The 17008-nt window shown below is 61.5% G+C and carries 14 protein-coding genes and 9 tRNA genes; 20 read left to right on the top strand and 3 right to left on the bottom strand.

Annotation, left to right across the window (positions count from 1 at the left end; genetic code table 11):
* Window positions 1-35 precede the first annotated feature (35 nt).
* The gene (gene hemA / locus KI797_RS05580) at window positions 36-1295 is read right to left on the bottom strand and encodes a glutamyl-tRNA reductase (RefSeq protein WP_226171907.1); all 1260 of its coding nucleotides are present in this window, start codon (window positions 1293-1295) and stop codon (window positions 36-38) included.
* A gap of 125 nt (window positions 1296-1420) precedes the next feature.
* Here hemA and lolB point away from each other — a divergent pair, with 125 nt between their 5' ends.
* The 15 genes from lolB (at window position 1421) to KI797_RS05500 (ending at window position 9436) form a co-directional block, all read left to right on the top strand.
* Window positions 1421-1999 (top strand): lipoprotein insertase outer membrane protein LolB, encoded by a 579-nt coding sequence (gene lolB / locus KI797_RS05575; RefSeq protein ID WP_043133024.1) that lies wholly within the window; start codon window positions 1421-1423, stop codon window positions 1997-1999.
* Window positions 1999-2895 carry a 4-(cytidine 5'-diphospho)-2-C-methyl-D-erythritol kinase gene (gene ispE, locus KI797_RS05570; protein WP_404801080.1) on the top strand — a complete coding sequence of 299 codons (897 nt, stop codon included), beginning with the start codon at window positions 1999-2001 and terminating at the stop codon, window positions 2893-2895. Before lolB ends, ispE begins: the two co-directional genes overlap by 1 nt.
* A tRNA-Gln gene (locus KI797_RS05565) sits at window positions 2875-2949 on the top strand. The genes ispE and KI797_RS05565 overlap by 21 nt, the downstream gene beginning before the upstream one ends.
* A gap of 173 nt (window positions 2950-3122) precedes the next feature.
* Window positions 3123-4070 carry a ribose-phosphate pyrophosphokinase gene (locus KI797_RS05560; protein WP_005330162.1) on the top strand — a complete coding sequence of 316 codons (948 nt, stop codon included), beginning with the start codon at window positions 3123-3125 and terminating at the stop codon, window positions 4068-4070.
* Window positions 4071-4165: 95 nt separating this feature from the next.
* Complete coding sequence (locus tag KI797_RS05555; protein ID WP_226171903.1) at window positions 4166-6184, top strand: bifunctional metallophosphatase/5'-nucleotidase; 2019 nt, start codon at window positions 4166-4168, stop codon at window positions 6182-6184.
* Window positions 6185-6381: 197 nt separating this feature from the next.
* Complete coding sequence (gene pth / locus KI797_RS05550) at window positions 6382-6978, top strand: aminoacyl-tRNA hydrolase (protein ID WP_005330168.1); 597 nt, start codon at window positions 6382-6384, stop codon at window positions 6976-6978.
* Between the two features lie 213 nt (window positions 6979-7191).
* A complete protein-coding gene (gene ychF, locus KI797_RS05540) occupies window positions 7192-8283 on the top strand; it encodes a redox-regulated ATPase YchF (protein WP_005330171.1) in 1092 nt (363 codons plus the stop codon).
* Window positions 8284-8518: 235 nt separating this feature from the next.
* Window positions 8519-8595, top strand: a tRNA-Met gene (locus KI797_RS05535).
* A gap of 17 nt (window positions 8596-8612) precedes the next feature.
* Window positions 8613-8687 (top strand) — tRNA-Gln (locus tag KI797_RS05530).
* 47 nt (window positions 8688-8734) lie between these two features.
* Window positions 8735-8809 (top strand) — tRNA-Gln (locus KI797_RS05525).
* Between the two features lie 35 nt (window positions 8810-8844).
* Window positions 8845-8921, top strand: a tRNA-Met gene (locus tag KI797_RS05520).
* A 17-nt stretch (window positions 8922-8938) separates the two neighbouring features.
* Window positions 8939-9013, top strand: a tRNA-Gln gene (locus KI797_RS05515).
* A gap of 141 nt (window positions 9014-9154) precedes the next feature.
* Window positions 9155-9229 (top strand) — tRNA-Gln (locus KI797_RS05510).
* A 38-nt stretch (window positions 9230-9267) separates the two neighbouring features.
* Window positions 9268-9344: transfer RNA gene (locus KI797_RS05505), tRNA-Met, on the top strand.
* Window positions 9345-9352: 8 nt separating this feature from the next.
* Window positions 9353-9436: transfer RNA gene (locus tag KI797_RS05500), tRNA-Leu, on the top strand.
* A 195-nt stretch (window positions 9437-9631) separates the two neighbouring features.
* Here KI797_RS05500 and KI797_RS05495 read toward each other — a convergent pair.
* Window positions 9632-11464, bottom strand: coding sequence for an SLC13 family permease (locus tag KI797_RS05495; RefSeq protein WP_226171901.1), 1833 nt, complete (start codon window positions 11462-11464; stop codon window positions 9632-9634).
* A gap of 269 nt (window positions 11465-11733) precedes the next feature.
* On the opposite strand from KI797_RS05495, the gene yqfB reads away from it, so the two are divergent.
* The 3 genes from yqfB (at window position 11734) to KI797_RS05480 (ending at window position 13522) form a co-directional block, all read left to right on the top strand.
* Entirely contained in the window at window positions 11734-12066 is a 333-nt protein-coding gene (yqfB, locus tag KI797_RS05490) for a N(4)-acetylcytidine aminohydrolase (RefSeq protein WP_226171899.1), read from the top strand.
* A gap of 87 nt (window positions 12067-12153) precedes the next feature.
* Window positions 12154-13074 (top strand): alpha/beta hydrolase, encoded by a 921-nt coding sequence (locus tag KI797_RS05485; protein WP_226171898.1) that lies wholly within the window; start codon window positions 12154-12156, stop codon window positions 13072-13074.
* 61 nt (window positions 13075-13135) lie between these two features.
* Window positions 13136-13522, top strand: coding sequence for a DUF1622 domain-containing protein (locus KI797_RS05480; protein ID WP_042648465.1), 387 nt, complete (start codon window positions 13136-13138; stop codon window positions 13520-13522).
* A 103-nt stretch (window positions 13523-13625) separates the two neighbouring features.
* Here KI797_RS05480 and KI797_RS05475 read toward each other — a convergent pair whose 3' ends face one another.
* Window positions 13626-14990: an MDR family MFS transporter gene (locus KI797_RS05475; protein ID WP_226171897.1), complete on the bottom strand. Its 1365-nt coding sequence runs from the start codon at window positions 14988-14990 to the stop codon at window positions 13626-13628.
* Between the two features lie 171 nt (window positions 14991-15161).
* Here KI797_RS05475 and KI797_RS05470 point away from each other — a divergent pair, with 171 nt between their 5' ends.
* Together KI797_RS05470 and KI797_RS05465 are read left to right on the top strand one after the other, a co-directional pair.
* The gene (locus tag KI797_RS05470) at window positions 15162-15758 is read left to right on the top strand and encodes an HAD family hydrolase (RefSeq protein ID WP_226171895.1); all 597 of its coding nucleotides are present in this window, start codon (window positions 15162-15164) and stop codon (window positions 15756-15758) included.
* 182 nt (window positions 15759-15940) lie between these two features.
* Window positions 15941-16921 (top strand): IS5-like element IS5 family transposase, encoded by a 981-nt coding sequence (locus KI797_RS05465; protein WP_026141915.1) that lies wholly within the window; start codon window positions 15941-15943, stop codon window positions 16919-16921.
* The last annotated feature ends 87 nt before the right edge of the window (window positions 16922-17008 follow it).

Raw genomic sequence — 17008 nt, 5'->3', positions numbered from 1 at the left:
ATGGAGGTAGGGGCAGCCGGCTGGCCACCCCCAAACTATGACTCTTGTGACAACCCCAGCACCTGACGCAGCTGGGACAGCTTGTGGCTGTCCCCCTGAGCTGCGGCCTGGCGCAGGGCCTGGGTAGGTGCGTGGATCAACTTGTTGGTGAGGCGATGGGTCAGGGCCTTGAGCGCCTGCTCGGCATTCTCGCCCTGTTGCAGGGCCAGCAGGGCACGCTGCAACTCTTCATCCGCCACCTGCTGGGCCTGGTGGCGGTAATCGCGAATGAGATCCACAGAGTGCTGGCTGCGATACCAGCCCATGAAGTCGTCACGCTCTTCCTGCACGATGAGCTCGGCCTCGGCGGCCGCCCGCTTGCGGGTCTCCAGGTTCTGCTCGATGATCCCCTGCAGATCGTCCACCGTGTAGAGATAGGCATCGGAGAGCTCGTCCACCTCGGCCTCGATGTCCCGCGGCACGGCGATGTCCACCAGGAACATGGGCTTGAAGCGGCGGGCCTTCAACGCGCGCTCCACCATGCCCTTGCCGATGATGGGCAGGGGGCTGGCGGTGGAGCTGATGACGATGTCCGCCTCGTGCAGGTAGTCCGGGATCTCTTCCAGCGTCATCACCTGGGCGCCGAACTCCTCGGCCAGCAGCTGGGCCCGCTGCAGGGTGCGGTTCGCCACCATCATCTGGGTGACGCTCTGCTCGCGCAGGTGGCGGGCCACCAGCTCTATGGTCTCGCCGGCGCCCACCAGCAACACCTTGGTCTGGGAGAGATCGGAGAAGATGCGTTTCCCCAGGCTGACGGCGGCGAAGGCCACCGACACCGCGCTGGCGCCGATCTCGGTGTCGGTACGCACCCGTTTCGCCACCGAGAAGGATTTCTGGAACAGGCGCTCGAGGGAGCCCTTCACCGCTTCCGCCTGCTGGGCGTGGGCGTAGGACTGCTTGATCTGCCCTAGGATCTGCGGCTCGCCCAGCACCAGGGAGTCGAGCCCGCAGGCCACCCGCATCAGGTGGCGCACCGCCTCCTCGTCCTGGTGGCGGTAGATGGCGGAGAGCACCTCGCTCGCCTCCAGCGCGTGGAACCGCTGCAACCAGCTCAGCACCTGCTCCCCCTGCCCTTGTTCCAGGCTGCAGTAAAGCTCGGTGCGATTGCAGGTGGAGACGATCACCGCCTCGCTGACGCCGGGCTGCTCCACCAGCTCACGCAAGGCGCGATCGATGCAGTCCGGGCCAAATGCGACCCGTTCCCGCAAGGCGACACTGGCGGTGTTGTGGTTGATTCCGAGGGCAAGCAGACTCATGGGTGGGTGATGATCGTTTCGTGCACAGGGTATGAAGGCCGACAATTGTACGAGAAAGGGTAAGTCTTTAAAAGCGATACGGCCGCCCCTTATACTGTGGCAAACCTCTTATCCGGAGCACGACCTTGTTCTTGCGTATCTTCTCCCTTGCCTGCCTGCTGGCACTGGCCGGCTGTACCACCACTCAACCCCAGCGGGATCAGGTCAACTGGCAGCAGGAACGGGCCCGTCTCGAACAGCTGACCCACTGGGAACTGTCGGGCAAGATGGCCATCATCACGGCGCGCCAGAAGGGCAGCGCGCGCCTCAACTGGCAGCAAAACGGCGATGACTATCGCCTCAACCTCACCAGCCTCATCGGCACCCATATCCTGGAACTCTCCCGCAGCAAGGGTGAGATCACCCTGACCGACAACGAGGGCAAGGTGCACCAGAGCCAGGATGCCGAGGCCCTCGTCTATCAGCTCACCGGCTGGAATATTCCGGTCACCGGGTTGCCGGAGTGGATCAAGGGGCTGCCAGGCCAGGCCGAATTCGAGCTCAACCCCGATGCCAGCCTGGCCTCGGTGCGCGACGGTCAGTGGCAGATCGTCTATGGGGACTACCGGGATCAGGACAACTACCGGCTGCCCCACCTGCTGACCATGACCGGCCAGGGCAGCCGCCTCAAGTTGCAGATCAACCAATGGACCCTGGCGCCATGATGAGCCTCCCAGACCAGATCGCGCCGAAAACGCCGATCCGCTGGCCGGCACCGGCCAAGCTCAACCTCTTCCTGCACGTCAACGGCCGCCGTCCCGACGGCTATCACGAGCTGCAGACCCTGTTCATCTTCCTCGATCACGGTGACTGGCTGGAATTCGAGCCGCTCGCCGATACCGACCTGCTCACCCTGAGCCCGGCCATCCCCGGCGTGCCGGATGAACAGAACCTCATCATCCGTGCCGCCCGCCTGTTGCAGGGGAGGCTGCCAAGCCCGATGGGGGCCCATATCCGGCTGGAGAAGGTGTTACCCATGGGGGGCGGCATCGGCGGCGGCTCGTCTGACGCCGCCACCACCCTGGTGGCCCTGAATCATCTCTGGCAGGCGGGGCTCGGCGAAGACGAGCTGGCGCAGCTCGGCGTGCAGCTAGGGGCCGACGTGCCTGTGTTCGTGCGCGGCCGGGCCGCGTTTGCGGAAGGGGTTGGCGAGAAGCTGCAACCGGTCGAGGTGCCGAGCGCCTGGTATCTGGTGCTCAAACCCGATTGCCATGTGGCAACGGCGGCGGTTTTTCAGGATCCCGATCTGCATCGCAACACCCCCAGGATGACATTGCACAACCTGCTGGAAGGTGTCTGGAAAAACGATTGCGAATTGCTGGTGAAAAAGCGCCACCCCGAGGTTGCCAATGCGCTCGGCTGGTTGCTAGAATACGCGCCGTCAAGAATGACGGGCACTGGCGCCTGCGTCTTTGCTCAATTTGAAGACGAAGTGGCTGCTCGGAAGGTGTTGGCAAGGGTGCCGGAAGGCTGGGATGGGTTTGTCGCCAAGGGCGAGAACATATCACCACTCTTCGTCACTTTGCAACAAGTCAGTGATTGGGGTATCGCCAAGCGGTAAGGCAGCGGGTTTTGATCTCGCCATTCCTAGGTTCGAATCCTAGTACCCCAGCCAATCTGACGTGATGGTGCCGAAGGTGACGGTTCTGCCGTCCACCCGGGTAATCCGGCGCCACCACAGAGCTTCCAGAGACCTTGTCCGTTCTCTTGATAAATCGTTTGCCCCCAAACGATATGGGTCTGAATCAGACTCCCCACATACTGGATGCAACCCCGAGGTTTCAAACCGTGCCTGACATGAAGCTGTTTGCTGGTAACGCAACGCCGGAACTAGCCCAGAAGATCGCAGATCGCCTGTTTATCAAACTCGGCAATGCTGCCGTAGGTCGCTTTAGCGACGGCGAGATCAGCGTACAGATCAACGAGAATGTACGCGGTGGCGATATCTTCATCATTCAATCCACCTGTGCCCCGACCAACGACAATTTGATGGAATTGATCGTCATGGTGGATGCACTGCGTCGTGCTTCAGCTGGCCGTATCACTGCCGTTATCCCCTACTTTGGTTATGCCCGTCAGGACCGCCGCGTCCGCTCCGCCCGTGTGCCCATCACCGCCAAGGTTGTCGCCGACTTCCTCTCCAGCGTGGGTGTGGACCGTGTGTTGACCGTTGACCTGCATGCCGAGCAGATCCAGGGCTTCTTCGACGTCCCCGTCGACAACGTGTTCGGCAGCCCTGTGCTGCTGGAAGACATGAAAGCCAAGAACCTCGAGTCTCCCGTGGTCGTCTCGCCGGACATCGGCGGCGTGGTCCGTGCCCGTGCCATCGCCAAGCTGCTGGACGACACCGACATCGCCATCATCGACAAGCGTCGTCCCCGTCCGAACGTCTCCCAGGTCATGCACCTGATCGGTGACGTGGCAGGCCGTGACTGCGTCATCGTCGACGACATGATCGACACCGGCGGCACCCTGTGCAAAGCGGCCGAAGCGCTGAAAGAGCGCGGTGCCAAGCGCGTGTTCGCCTATGCGACCCACCCGGTCTTCTCCGGCACCGCCGTGGAGAACATCAAGAACTCGGTCATCGACGAGCTGATCATCACCGACTCCATTCCGCTCACCGCGGAGATGAAGGCGATCGGCAAGGTCAAGCAGCTGACCCTGTCAACCGTACTGGCGGAAGCCATTCGTCGTATCAGCAACGAAGAGTCCATCTCTGCCATGTTTGAGCATTGATAAACCCCGTTGTGACAAAAACCGCCAACTGGCGGTTTTTGTTTTTTCAAGCCGGTCAAAGCAATGCCCTGCCCCCGCAGGTTAAGGAAGTCCCCATGAAGTGCTTGCGTCTCCTCACTCTCCTCCCCCTGTGCGCCCTGCTCTCTGCCTGCCTGACCGGCCAGCAGGATCCGCCCTTCACCCTGACCCTGGCACACATGAACGATACCCACTCCCAGTTCGACCCGGTCAACGCCGTGTTGAAGGGAGCCCTCTTTGGCAAGCAGGGGGAAGCAGATACCCTCTACACCCGCCTCGGCGGTTATCCCCGCCTGCTCACCATGACGAAAGCCTACCAGGCCGAGGCGCTCGCCAAGAACCAGCCGCTGTTGCTGCTGCACGGCGGCGATGCCTGGCAGGGCAGCGGCTACTTCAAGCTCAACGAGGGGATGGCCAATGCCGAACTGCTAAGCCAGTTCGGCCTGGATGCCATGGCCCTTGGCAACCACGAGTTCGATCTCGACAATCAGAAGCTCGCCCGCTTCATCGAGGGGGTGAACTTCCCGGTGCTGGCAGCCAATCTGGACAGCCGCGACGATCCGGATCTGAGTCGGGCAAGCAACCTCAAGCCGTTCGTCATCTACGCCTTCGACGGCAACCAGAAGAGCCCGGTCACCGATCTCGACCATCTGCCAGCAGACAAACAGCTGGTCGCCGTCATCGGGCTGGTGCTGGAGGACATGGCCAACATCTCCCCCAACGTCGGCAAGCTGCGCTTTGCCAAGGAGGTGGCCTCGGCCCAGGCCACGGTCGACCTGCTGCAAGCCAGGGGGATCAAGCGGATCGTCGCCCTGACCCATATCGGCAACGCGCGGGATTTGGCGTTGGCGGCCAAGGTAAACGGCTTTGATGCCATCGTCGGCGGCCACTCCCACAGCCTGCTCGGTGACTTTCGCAACATCGGCTGGGGCAAGACGGGGGAATACGCCCAGTTGGTCACCAATCCGGACGGCGTGGGCCTGACCTGCGTGGTGCAGGCGGGCTCCTACGCCCAGGCCATCGGCCTGACCCGGGTAAGTTTCGACGCCCAGGGCCGGGTCATCGCCTGCAAGGGCCAGAACCAGCTGCTGGCCAGCCGCGACTTCTTCGCCGATCCGGCCCGCCAGCAGGTGCTCGACGAAACCCGCAGCCAGCAGGCCGGCAAGTTCATCGACGCCCAGCCCAACCTGGTGACGGTGGATGAAGATCCCCGCCTGCGCGGCATCATCGACAGCCACTACAAGCCGGCGCTGGAGCAGGCCTACGGCCCCGTCATCGGCACCCTTCCCGCGCCGCTGCAAAATGCCCGTCGCCCCGGCGACAACGGCAGCGACAGCCACGGCTCCGACGTCGCTCCCCTGGTGGCGGAAGGTCAATACCACTGGGCCAACACCCCGCAGGTGAAGGCCCTGACCGGCGGTCCGGTCGACTTCGCCCTGCTGGCGGTGGGGGGCGTGCGCGCCGACCTGCCCGCCGGTGAACTGCGGCAGGGAGAGGCGGCCCTCAGCCTGCTGCCGTTCAAGAACCCGCTCAGCGTACTGACCCTCTCCGGTGCCGAGGTGCGCGCCTTGCTGACCGAAACCATCACGGCCACCCTGCCCGCCAGCGCCCATGCGGGCAAATTCCCCTATGGCGGCCACCTGCGTTACACCTTCCAGGAGACCGAAGCAGGCAAGGCGGGCCAGCTGACCCGGCTGCAGTGGAAAACGGCCGAGGGTCAGTGGCAGGATCTGGTGGATGCAAAGCGCTATCGGGTGGTGACCAACGCCTACAGCGCCAACGGCAACGACGGCTGGCAGACCCTGGCACGGGCCCAGCGCCAGAGTCCAGAGAGCCAGAGTCCAGAGAACAAGAGTGCCGAGCGCGTGGATCTCGCCTGGGTTGCGGGTCAGCTGACCGCCTTCCCGGTGCTGGCAGTGGCGCAGCGTGGCGAACAGCTCAGCGCCGTCTATGGGCCGGGTAAGGCCCTCGACTGCAAGGCGGCCAAGGTGGATTGCGGCACAGACGCAGCCTCGTTCGTGGACTATGTGCGTTATACCCGCCCCCTGCTGACCGCCCTGGATGAAGAGACGGTCACACTGCTGCGGTCCAAATAAGGCGCCACCCCAGCCAACACAAACCAACACGGGCCTCGACAAGGGGCCCGTTTTAGCGGCCGTTGGCACCCGGTTCACGGGTTATTCCTCCGGCTCGCCGAGCTTTGGTTGAGTGATCGCCACTCGGCGGCTAGAATATTGCGTCCCATTGCCCCGGGCCATCCGCTCATGGCAAGTAGCGAGTGAAGACATCAAGCGTGACGCATCAAATCAAACTGATTGTCGGGCTGGGTAATCCCGGCCCCGAATATGCCAAGACCCGCCACAACGCGGGAGCCTGGTATGTGGAGCAGTTGGCCCGCTGGCACAATGTCAGCCTGCGCGAAGAGCCCAAGTTCTTCGGCCACACCGCCCGCTTCCTGGTGGAGGGGCAGGATGTGCGGCTGCTCATCCCGAACACCTATATGAACCTCTCCGGCAAGGCGGTGGCGGCCCTGGCCCGCTTCTACCAGATAGTTCCCGAAGAGATACTAGTGGCCCACGACGAACTGGATCTGCCCCCCGGCATCGCCAAGTTCAAGCAGGGCGGCGGTCACGGCGGCCACAATGGCCTGAAAGACATCATCGCCAGGATGGGCAACAACAATAACTTCTTCCGGCTGCGCCTCGGGATAGGTCATCCCGGTGCCAAGGAGCTGGTCGCCGGTTTCGTGCTGACCAAGGCGCCCAGCAGTGAACAGAGCCTGATCGAGGCCGCACTGGATGAGTCTTTGCGCGCCACCGACATCCTGTTCAAGCAGGACATGACCAAGGCTATGAATCGTTTACACAGTTTCAAGGCCGAGAAAGTTTGAACCGATTTTGGTCGGTGGTGCACTGGACGAATTCCGATCTACACGCCACCGATATCCTGTTCAAACAAGATATGACCAAGGCCATGAACCGGCTGCACAGCTTCAAGGCCGAGAAAGTCTGAATACAGATGCCTGACATGAGTCAGGCTCGCACAATATGACAGGGCTGCCCGCGTGGCCCCTCACAGCATCCATCACGTAAGGTAACAATTCATGGGTTTTAAATGCGGTATCGTGGGCCTGCCCAATGTAGGCAAATCCACCCTGTTCAATGCGCTGACCAAGGCCGGCATCGAAGCCGCCAACTTCCCGTTCTGCACCATTGAGCCGAACACGGGTGTGGTCCCCATGCCGGATCCCCGCCTCGACCAGCTGGCGGCCATCATCAACCCCCAGCGCGTGGTGCCGACCACCATGGAGTTCGTGGACATCGCCGGTCTGGTGGCGGGCGCCTCCAAGGGCGAGGGTCTGGGCAACCAGTTCCTGGCCAACATCCGCGAGACCGAAGCCATCGGTCACGTGGTGCGCTGCTTCGAGGACGAGAACATCATCCACGTGGCAGGCAAGGTCTCCCCGGCCGATGACATCGAGGTGATCAATACCGAATTGGCCCTGTCGGATCTGGACGCCTGCGAGCGCGCAATCCACCGTCAGTCCAAGCGCGCCAAGGGCGGCGACAAGGATGCCAAGCTGGAAGTGGAAACCCTGGAAAAGATTCGGGTTGCCCTGGAAAACGGCCAGATGATCCGCGGCATGAAGCTGGACAAGGAAGAGCTGGCGGCCGTTGCCCACCTCAACTTCCTGACCCTGAAACCCACCATGTACATCGCCAACGTGGCGGAAGATGGCTTCGACAACAACCCCTTCCTCGACAAGGTGCGTGAAATCGCCGCCGCCGAGAACGCCGTTGTGGTGGTGGTCTGCTGCGCCATCGAGGCGGACATCGCCGAGCTGGACGACGCCGACCGCGCCGAGTTCATGGCCGATCTGGGGATCGAAGAGCCGGGTCTGAACCGGGTGATCCGCTCAGGTTACGAGCTGCTGAACCTGCAGACCTACTTCACCGCCGGGGTGAAGGAAGTGCGCGCCTGGACCATTCCGGTCGGCGCCACCGCCCCGCAGGCGGCGGGCAAGATCCACACCGACTTTGAAAAAGGCTTTATTCGTGCCCAGACCATCGCCTTCGACGACTTTATCACCTACAAGGGTGAGCAAGGCGCCAAGGAAGCGGGCAAGATGCGCGCCGAAGGGAAAGACTACATCGTCAAGGATGGCGATATCATGAACTTCCTGTTCAACGTCTAACCCCATGAGAGGCCAGCATTTGCTGGCCTCTTTGTTATGGGCGCAGGTTGCGGATCTGCTGCCAAATGTCGCAAAAAAAACCAGATTGTTGGGCTTTTGCGCGACAGCGTCCAATAACTCGCCAAACGCACCCAAATTCGGTTTTTCTGGCAAAAAAAGGGTTGACGCCCCAGAGCCAGATACGCATAATTCCGGCCGCACAGTGACGAGGCAACGACTCACTGGAAGCACGGTTGGCTATGTAGCTCAGTTGGTTAGAGCATCGCACTCATAATGCGAGGGTCACAGGTTCGAATCCCGTCATAGCCACCATTTACAAGTTGTTCAGTTGGGGTATCGCCAAGCGGTAAGGCAGCGGGTTTTGATCTCGCCATCCCTAGGTTCGAATCCTAGTACCCCAGCCATTTTTAAAAGTTCTTTGGCCTGTCTCATGACTGTCGAAGAGCACTGTTGGGGTATCGCCAAGCGGTAAGGCAGCGGGTTTTGATCTCGCCATCCCTAGGTTCGAATCCTAGTACCCCAGCCATTTTTACTTGTAATCGACAATGTCGGATACAAGACGGCTATGTAGCTCAGTTGGTTAGAGCATCGCACTCATAATGCGAGGGTCACAGGTTCGAATCCCGTCATAGCCACCATTTACAAGTTGTTCAGTTGGGGTATCGCCAAGCGGTAAGGCAGCGGGTTTTGATCTCGCCATCCCTAGGTTCGAATCCTAGTACCCCAGCCATTATTGCCGTTCATCGAACTTGTCGGTGAACACTGTGGTAAACGTAAGAGGTTTTTAATCTCGTCAACGTTCCTAGGTTCGTATCCTAGTGCCACAGCCATTTTTAAAAGATGTTTGATAGTCTCTGTCAGGCATCGTCGTTGGGGTATCGCCAAGCGGTAAGGCAGCGGGTTTTGATCTCGCCATCCCTAGGTTCGAATCCTAGTACCCCAGCCATTATTTTGTTCTCTTCCACTTGGTGGTCGATAACAAACGGCTATGTAGCTCAGTTGGTTAGAGCATCGCACTCATAATGCGGGGGTCACAGGTTCGAATCCCGTCATAGCCACCATTAATATTGCGGAAGTGGCGAAATTGGTAGACGCACCAGATTTAGGTTCTGGCGCCCTAGGCGTGAGAGTTCGAGTCTCTCCTTCCGCACCATCAAGGCAGTACCAAACAGACCAGCTTATGCTGGTTTTTTTGTGCCCGGATTTCAGCCCTTGTCTCCTCTCCTTCCCTGCCGTTCTCCCTGCTCACTACCTTGTCAGCCCGAACCTCATCCCACAGCGTCGGGAAGGATAGCCAATAAAAAGCGGCCCGCAGGCCGCTTGCACTCCTTGTCTCCCTCAAACGTGCTCAGAACGGGAAGAACCAGGGGATGGCGATGACGCTCACCACCATCACCAGCACCGTAAACGGCACGCCCACGCGGACGAAGTCCATGAACTTGTAGTTGCCGGGCCCGAGCACCAGGGTATTGACCGGTGAGGAGACCGGCGTCATGAAGGCCGCCGAGGCGGCAATGGCGATGGTCATGGCGAAGGGATAGGGAGAGACCCCCATCTGCTGGGCAGTGCCGAGCGCAATGGGCGCCATCAGCACAGCGGTGGCCGTGTTGGAGATAAAGAGCCCGATGGCCGCGCAGAGCACGAACAGGCTGGCCAGCATGACACGGGGCCCCATCTCCCCTACCGCCGAGATCAGCGCGCCGACGATGAGATCCACCCCGCCGGTCTTCTGCAACGCCAAGGCAAAGGGCAGCATGCCGACGATCAGGATCAGGGTCGGCCAGTGGATGGACTTGTAGGCGCTCTCCATGTCGATGCAGCGGAACTTGCCCATCAGCAGGCAGGCGATGAGCGCCGCTATGACGTTGGGCACGGGATCCGTCACCATCAGCACTATCATGACCGTGAGGGCAATCAAGGCGTGGATGGCCTGGCTGCGGGCCGGCGCCATCTCATCCACCTCGGCGGGCAGGCCGAGCAGCAGGAAGTCCCGGTGGTGGGTCTGCAACTGGCGAATGAGGCTCCAGTTGCCCACCACCAGCAGGCTGTCACCCATCAGCAGCGGCTCATCCACCAGCTTGCCGGTGAGCGCCTCACCATTGCGGCGGATCCCCACCACGCTCAGGCCGTAGCGGGAACGAAACGCCACCTCGCGGATGCTCTTGCCGAGCAGGCGGGATTCGGGAATGAGGGAGACCTCGGCCATACCCACCTCCCGCGCCTGATCCGAGAAATACTCTCCGCGCAATATCATGGGCTCGAGCCGCGCCTCGCTGCAAAACTCCCGCACGTCCACCTCGGGGTCGGACATGTCGATGAGCAGTACGTCCTTGGCCTGGAACTCGGTGACGCCGGAAACGGTCACCATCACCCGCCGAAACTTGCGCCAGCGTTCCAGCCCGATGACGTTGGCGCCGAAGCGGGCACGCAGTTGCAGCTCGTCCAGGGTCTGGCCTATCAGGGGAGAATCGGGGCGGATCGCCAGGCGGCGCGCCCGCCCGGCCAGGCGATAGTCGCGGATGAGATCGCGCATTGTGCTGCGCCCCGCCTGCTTGCCTTTGCCCTCTTCCCCCTCGCGCACCAGACGGTTACGCATCAGCAGCATGTAGATTACCCCCAGCCCGAGGATCAGCACCCCCATGGGGGTGAAACCGAAGAAGCCGAAGCCCTGGATGTCGTGGCGCATCAGCTCGCTGTTCACCACCATGTTGGGCGGGGTGGCCACCAGCGTCATCATGCCGCTGATGAGACCGGCAAAGCCGAGGGGCATCATCAGCCGTCCGGCAGGGATCCCCATCCGGTTCGCCACGCTCAGTACCACGGGGATGAAGATGGCCACCACACCGGTTGAGCTCATCACGGCCCCCAGGGTCGCCACCGCCACCATCAGCAGCACCAGCAACCGGGTCTCGCTGCTGCCCGCCACCTTCACCAGGGCATCCCCTACCTGATAGGCGATGCCGGTGCGTACCAAGCCATCCCCCACCACGAACAGGGCGGCGATCAGGATGACGTTGGGATCGCTGAACCCCGCCAACGCCTGTGGCAAGGTCAGGGTGCCGCTCAACACGAACAGGATGATGATCAACAAGGCCACCACATCCATGCGCACCCTGTTGGTAATAAACAGGAAGATGGCACCCACCAGCATGCTGAGCACCCAGATCAACTCGGAATTCACACTCGCTCCTTTCGTTCATGTCCGCCGGGCGGAGAACCGCGCCAGACGCCATCAGACCACAGCCAGTCCCCCTCCATTTTGTTACATATCAAGAAAGAGGAGCCCACATCATCGCACATTCGGGTTCACTTGCAGCCACTTTGCAGGGCAGAGCAAGCGCCCCAGCGCCCGTCTGGCAAAAAGTGCTGCGCGCCCTCCCCGGCACACCTAGAATGGGCCAGCCACTGGCTGATCCGGCCCCTGCTCACCCCTTGTCCTTCGGAGAGAAAATGTCTGTTCACACCCCAATCTACCCGGAATTCACCTTCTTCGGCCGCTTCGTCGCCGATATCCAGTCCGGCCGCAAGACCATCACCATCCGCGACGAGAGCGAGGCCAACTGGCAGTCCGGCCAGCGCCTCGCGCTCTTCACCAACCCGGAGTACCAGCCCTTTGGTGCCATAGAGGTGCTCTCGGTCACCCCCGTGGCCTTCGAGGAGCTGACCGACGAGCACGCTCGCCAGGAGAACATGACCCTCGCCGAGCTCAAGGCGGTCATCCGGGACATCTACCCCGCACTGCCGCCGCTCTATGTAATTGAATTCACACTGATTGAAGCCTGATTTTGTGAGCTGCCTCAGCTAACCCCGGTTGCACTCTCAGGCCAAAAGCGCACAATGCCTGTATTTATATACAGCCAACGGTGCAGCATGAACACACAACTTGAACCTGCCATCGCCGCCATGGTGGCGGACTTCATCGCCGCGGGTCGCCCCAAGGCAAGCAAGCTGAGCTGGCAGACCAGGCGTGAGGGCTATCTTGCCTCTGCCGTCTTGGGGGGCGAGCGGGAAGAGGTGGGCGCCATCGAGGAGTGGCAGGCCGATCACTACGCCATCCGGCTCTACCAGCCCAAATCCCCCCCTTCCACCACTTATCCGGTGCTGATCTATTTCCACGGCGGCTGTTTCGTCAGCGGGGATTTCGAGACCCACGATCGCCAGATGCGGATGTTGTGCAACAGTGCCCATGCCCTGGTGTTTGCCGTACATACCCGCCTCGCCCCCGAGCATACCTATCCTGCCGCCCATGACGACGCGCTGGCAGCGACTCTCGCCATCATGGCCGGGCTGCCGCAGTGGCACGGCGATCCCGGGCGAGTCGCACTCGCAGGCGACAGTGCCGGCGGCCACCTCGCCCTGGTCACCACCTTGCGGCTCAAGGCGGCGGGAGCGGCACTGCCCGCCGCCCAGATCCTCATCTACCCCATGCTCGATGCTGCGGGCGATAGTGACAGCTATCAACAGCTCGGTGAGGACTACCTTATCACTCGCGACATGCTGCTCAGCGGGTTTCAGGCCTATCTGGGCAGGCTGCCCACCAGCCATCCCGAGGCGAGCCCGCTGCACCATCCTGATCTTGCGGGACTGCCGCCCACCCATATCCTCACGGCCGAGTACGATCCCCTGCGTGACGAGGGAGAGGCCTTGTATGGCAAACTGCTGCAAGCCGGTGTTACGGCTACCTGTCAGCGACAGCTCGGGGTGATCCACGGTTTCTTCCAGCTGGCGAGCATCAGCCCTGCGGCCCGTCATGTTCTCGCACAGGTCGCCATGCTGCTCAAGGGGCTCTGAGTTGGATCCTTCCCCCATGCCGTGTTAAAAGTGTCCCTTTTGAATCAGGGAGGTGACCCGAGTGTTTGAGATAGCGAGCCTGAGAGAGGGCATGATGCACGGGGTCGAGCTGTTCCAGCTGCTGCTGGAGATCATCTCTATCGCCTGCGTGGTGACAGGGCTGGGCAAGACCCTCTGGCTGGCGGCACGGGTGCGGGATCACGAACCCGGTTTTCCCCGCATCCGCCTCTGCTTCGGCAGCTGGCTCATCCTGGCTCTGGAGTTCCAGCTCGCCGCCGACATCCTGGCCACCACGGTCGCGCCGAGCAAGGAGGAGCTTGTCCGCCTCGCCATCATCGCGGTGATCCGCACCTTCCTGAACTACTTCCTCGGCAAGGAGCTGGACGCCCAGACCGAGCGCCAGCGACCCGAGCCGGTCAGGTTGCCCTCCCGCCCCGACGCCCGATAAGCGGCAGACTGACAGAAGGCCGCGAAACGGGAAGAAAGGCTCCAGCCTGCACCAATGAAGAGGGCTCCCCGCGGGGAGCCCTCTTTGTATCGGATAGCAGCCATCAGGCCGGCATGCTGGCCAGCTCGTGGCGTTTCAGGGCCAGCAGGGTGATGAGCAGAGCGGCGCTGGCGATCAGTGCCATGCCCACATAGGTGGCGCTGAACCCCGGTGCCAGCTCGGCGGGGCTCAGGCTCGCCAGGTTATGGCTGGTCCCGGCCGGCAGGGCCCCGTGGAACAGCACGGCGCAGATGGCCACCCCGACCGCGCCCCCCAGCTCGCGGCCGAAGTTGAACAGGGACATGCCGATGCCGCGATCTTCCCGCGGCAGGGCGTTTTGCACCACCACCGAGAGGGCCGGCAGCACCAGCCCCAGCCCCAGACCGGCGAAGCCCAGCCCCAGATTGGCAAAGAGATCGAAGTGAATTTGCCACAGGGCCAGCGCCGCCAGGGCGAAGCCCACCACCACGAAGCGCTTGTAATGACCGGAGTGGCCAATCAGCTTGCCGCCGACGAAGGCCCCCGCCGTGATGCAGACCATGAAGATCACCATGTAGAGGCCGCTCTCGCTGGCTCCCATCCCCTTCTGCCACTGCATCTGCAGCGGCAGGTAGACCAGCACGGCGAACATCAGCAGTTGCGAGGCCAGCGCCAGCAGCACGCTCACCAGATAACCGGGCAAGCGGGCCAGATGGGCGGGCAGTATGGGATCCTGGGCCCGTCGCTCCACCAGGATCAGCAACAGCAGGGCCAGAGCCAGCCCCGCCGCCAGCCAGATGGCGGACAGCGTGGCTTCCGGCGAGAGCAACAGCAGAGAGAGGGTGGTGACGGTGATGAGCAGCCCCGCCCCCTTCCAGTCGAAGCGGCTGTAACGGCGCACATTGAGGTGGCCCAGGTTGCGCTTCACTAGCCAGAGCGCCAGGGCCCCGAGGGGCAGGTTGATCCAGAAGATCCAGCGCCAGCTCAGTTGCTCGGTGAAGTAGCCCCCGAGCAGGGGCCCGGCGATGCTGGAAACTGCATAGACCGCCGAGATGTAGCCCTGATACTTGCCCACCTCCCGCGGGGGAATGCAGTCGGCGATGACGGTGAAGGCGAGCGCGATCAGCCCCCCGCCCCCCAACCCTTGCAACACCCTGGCCGCCAGCAGGGTCGTCAGATCCTGGGCCAGGGCACAGGCCACGGACCCTGCCAGAAACAGGCCTATGCCGATGTTGAGCATCCGTACCCGGCCGAACAGATCGCTCAGCTTGCCGTATATGGGCAGGGCGGCGGTGGCCGCCAGCAGGTAGGCGGTGACCACCCAGGTGAGGGCGGCGCCGGCGTTCAGCTCGGCGCCAATGATGGGCAAGGGGGTGGTGACTATGCTCTTTTCCAGTGAGCCCAGGGCGATCACCAGGGCCACGCTCGAGAAGACGGTTTTTGGGGACATAAAAGAGGCTCGCTACTGTGAGATGCCGGCACCCGAGGCGCAGAGCGCATGATTGTCTCATAAATCAGCAGCCGAGGGTCAAGCCCGCCGCCTGCCTCACCACGACGGCGGTCGCGGCATCCGGGGAGCGGATCTGGTAGTGTGCTCTTTTAGCCGAGGAGGAAGTACCCCATGTCCGAGCAGTTCCAGTTTGAACAATACGACGCCCTGATCTTCGATATGGACGGCACCCTGGTGGACTCCATGCCCTTGCACCTGGATGCCTGGGAGATCACCAGCGCCGAATTCGGCCTGCCGTTCGATCGGGCCCAGCTCAACGAGTACGGCGGCATTCCCACCCGCAAGATAGTGGCCATGCTGGCCGAGCAGCACGGGCTGGCCATCGACATAGAGGCCTTCGCTCGCCGCAAGGTTGCCCTCTATCTGGAGCGGATCGACAGCGTCAGCGTCTTCCCCGCCATGTGGGAGCTGGTCAAGGGCTACCACGGCAAGGTACCCATGGGCATAGGCACCGGCTCAACCCGGGAACATGCAGCGCACATCCTGCGCCAGACCGGGCTCGATGCCTTCATCCCCGTGCTGGTGAGTGCCGATGACGTGACTAACCACAAGCCCCATCCCGACACCTTCCTGAGAGTGGCCGAGCTGCTCGGCGCCAACCCGGCCAACTGCCTGGTGTTTGAAGATACCCGGATAGGCATTCAGGCGGGCAAGGCCGCCGGCATGACCACCTTGCTGGTCGATCAGGGCGCACTTTACCCTCGCTAGAGTGGGCAAATGAGCCCCTGCCGCCAACAAAAACGCCTCCACAAAGGAGGCGCTTCTATATCTCGAACCATTAGCTTGATGTTCTCAAGGCCATGTGATACGGATGATACCTAGGGAAGGTGCGAACAAGTCCCTGATATGAGATCCTGTTTGTCATCTGGAGCCATGGAACAGGGTTCATCATGAGTCATCAACTTACCTTCGCCGACAGTGAATTCAGCAGTAAGCGCCGTCAGACCAGAAAAGAGATTTTCTTGTCCCGCATGGAGCAGATTCTGCCATGGCAAAACATGGTGGAAGTCATCGAGCCGTTTTATCCCAAGGCTGGTAATGGCCGGCGACCTTATCCGCTGGAAACCATGCTACGCATTCACTGCATGCAGCATTGGTACAACCTGAGCGATGGCGCGATGGAAGATGCTCTGTACGAAATCGCCTCCATGCGTCTGTTTGCCCGGTTATCCCTGGATAGCGCCTTGCCGGACCGCACCACCATCATGAATTTCCGCCACCTGCTGGAGCAGCATCAACTGGCCCGCCAATTGTTCAAGACCATCAATCGCTGGCTGGCCGAAGCAGGCGTCATGATGACTCAAGGCACCTTGGTCGATGCCACCATCATTGAGGCACCCAGCTCGACCAAGAACAAAGAGCAGCAACGCGATCCGCAGATGCATCAGACCAAGAAAGGCAATCAGTGGCACTTTGGCATGAAGGCCCACATTGGTGTCGATGCCAAGAGTGGCCTGACCCACAGCCTAGTCACCACCGCGGCCAACGAGCATGACCTCAATCAGCTGGGTAATCTGCTGCATGGAGAGGAGCAATTTGTCTCAGCCGATGCCGGCTACCAAGGGGCGCCACAGCGCGAGGAGCTGGCTGAGGTGGATGTGGACTGGCTGATCGCCGAGCGCCCCGGCAAGGTAAGAACCTTGAAACAGCATCCACGCAAGAACAAAACGGCCATCAACATCGAATACATGAAAGCCAGCATCCGGGCCAAGGTGGAGCACCCATTTCGCATCATCAAGCGACAGTTCGGCTTCGTGAAAGCCAGATACAAGGGGTTGCTGAAAAACGATAACCAACTGGCGATGTTATTCACGCTGGCCAACCTGTTTCGGGCGGACCAAATGATACGTCAGTGGGAGAGATCTCACTAAAAACTGGGAATAACGCCTTAAATGGCGAAGAAACGGTCTAAATAGGCTGATTCAAGGCATTTACGGGAGAAAAAATCGGCTCAAACA

The sequence above is a fragment of the Aeromonas media genome (assembly GCF_020423125.1).
GTDB classification, from domain to species: Bacteria; Pseudomonadota; Gammaproteobacteria; order Enterobacterales; family Aeromonadaceae; genus Aeromonas; species Aeromonas media.
Note: the sequence above shows the minus strand (reverse complement) of the source record. Positions and strands in the feature narration are given on the sequence as shown.

Excerpts from the sequence above, each read along its gene's own strand:
- hemA (WP_226171907.1), bottom strand. The coding sequence starts at position 1,295 with ATGAGTCTGCTTGCCCTCGGAATCAACCACAACACCGCCAGTGTCGCC.
- ispE (WP_404801080.1), top strand. The coding sequence starts at position 1,999 with ATGAGCCTCCCAGACCAGATCGCGCCGAAAACGCCGATCCGCTGGCCG.
- KI797_RS05555 (WP_226171903.1), top strand. The coding sequence starts at position 4,166 with ATGAAGTGCTTGCGTCTCCTCACTCTCCTCCCCCTGTGCGCCCTGCTC.
- ychF (WP_005330171.1), top strand. The coding sequence starts at position 7,192 with ATGGGTTTTAAATGCGGTATCGTGGGCCTGCCCAATGTAGGCAAATCC.
- yqfB (WP_226171899.1), top strand. The coding sequence starts at position 11,734 with ATGTCTGTTCACACCCCAATCTACCCGGAATTCACCTTCTTCGGCCGC.
- KI797_RS05485 (WP_226171898.1), top strand. The coding sequence starts at position 12,154 with ATGAACACACAACTTGAACCTGCCATCGCCGCCATGGTGGCGGACTTC.
- KI797_RS05475 (WP_226171897.1), bottom strand. The coding sequence starts at position 14,990 with ATGTCCCCAAAAACCGTCTTCTCGAGCGTGGCCCTGGTGATCGCCCTG.
- KI797_RS05470 (WP_226171895.1), top strand. The coding sequence starts at position 15,162 with ATGTCCGAGCAGTTCCAGTTTGAACAATACGACGCCCTGATCTTCGAT.
- KI797_RS05465 (WP_026141915.1), top strand. The coding sequence starts at position 15,941 with ATGAGTCATCAACTTACCTTCGCCGACAGTGAATTCAGCAGTAAGCGC.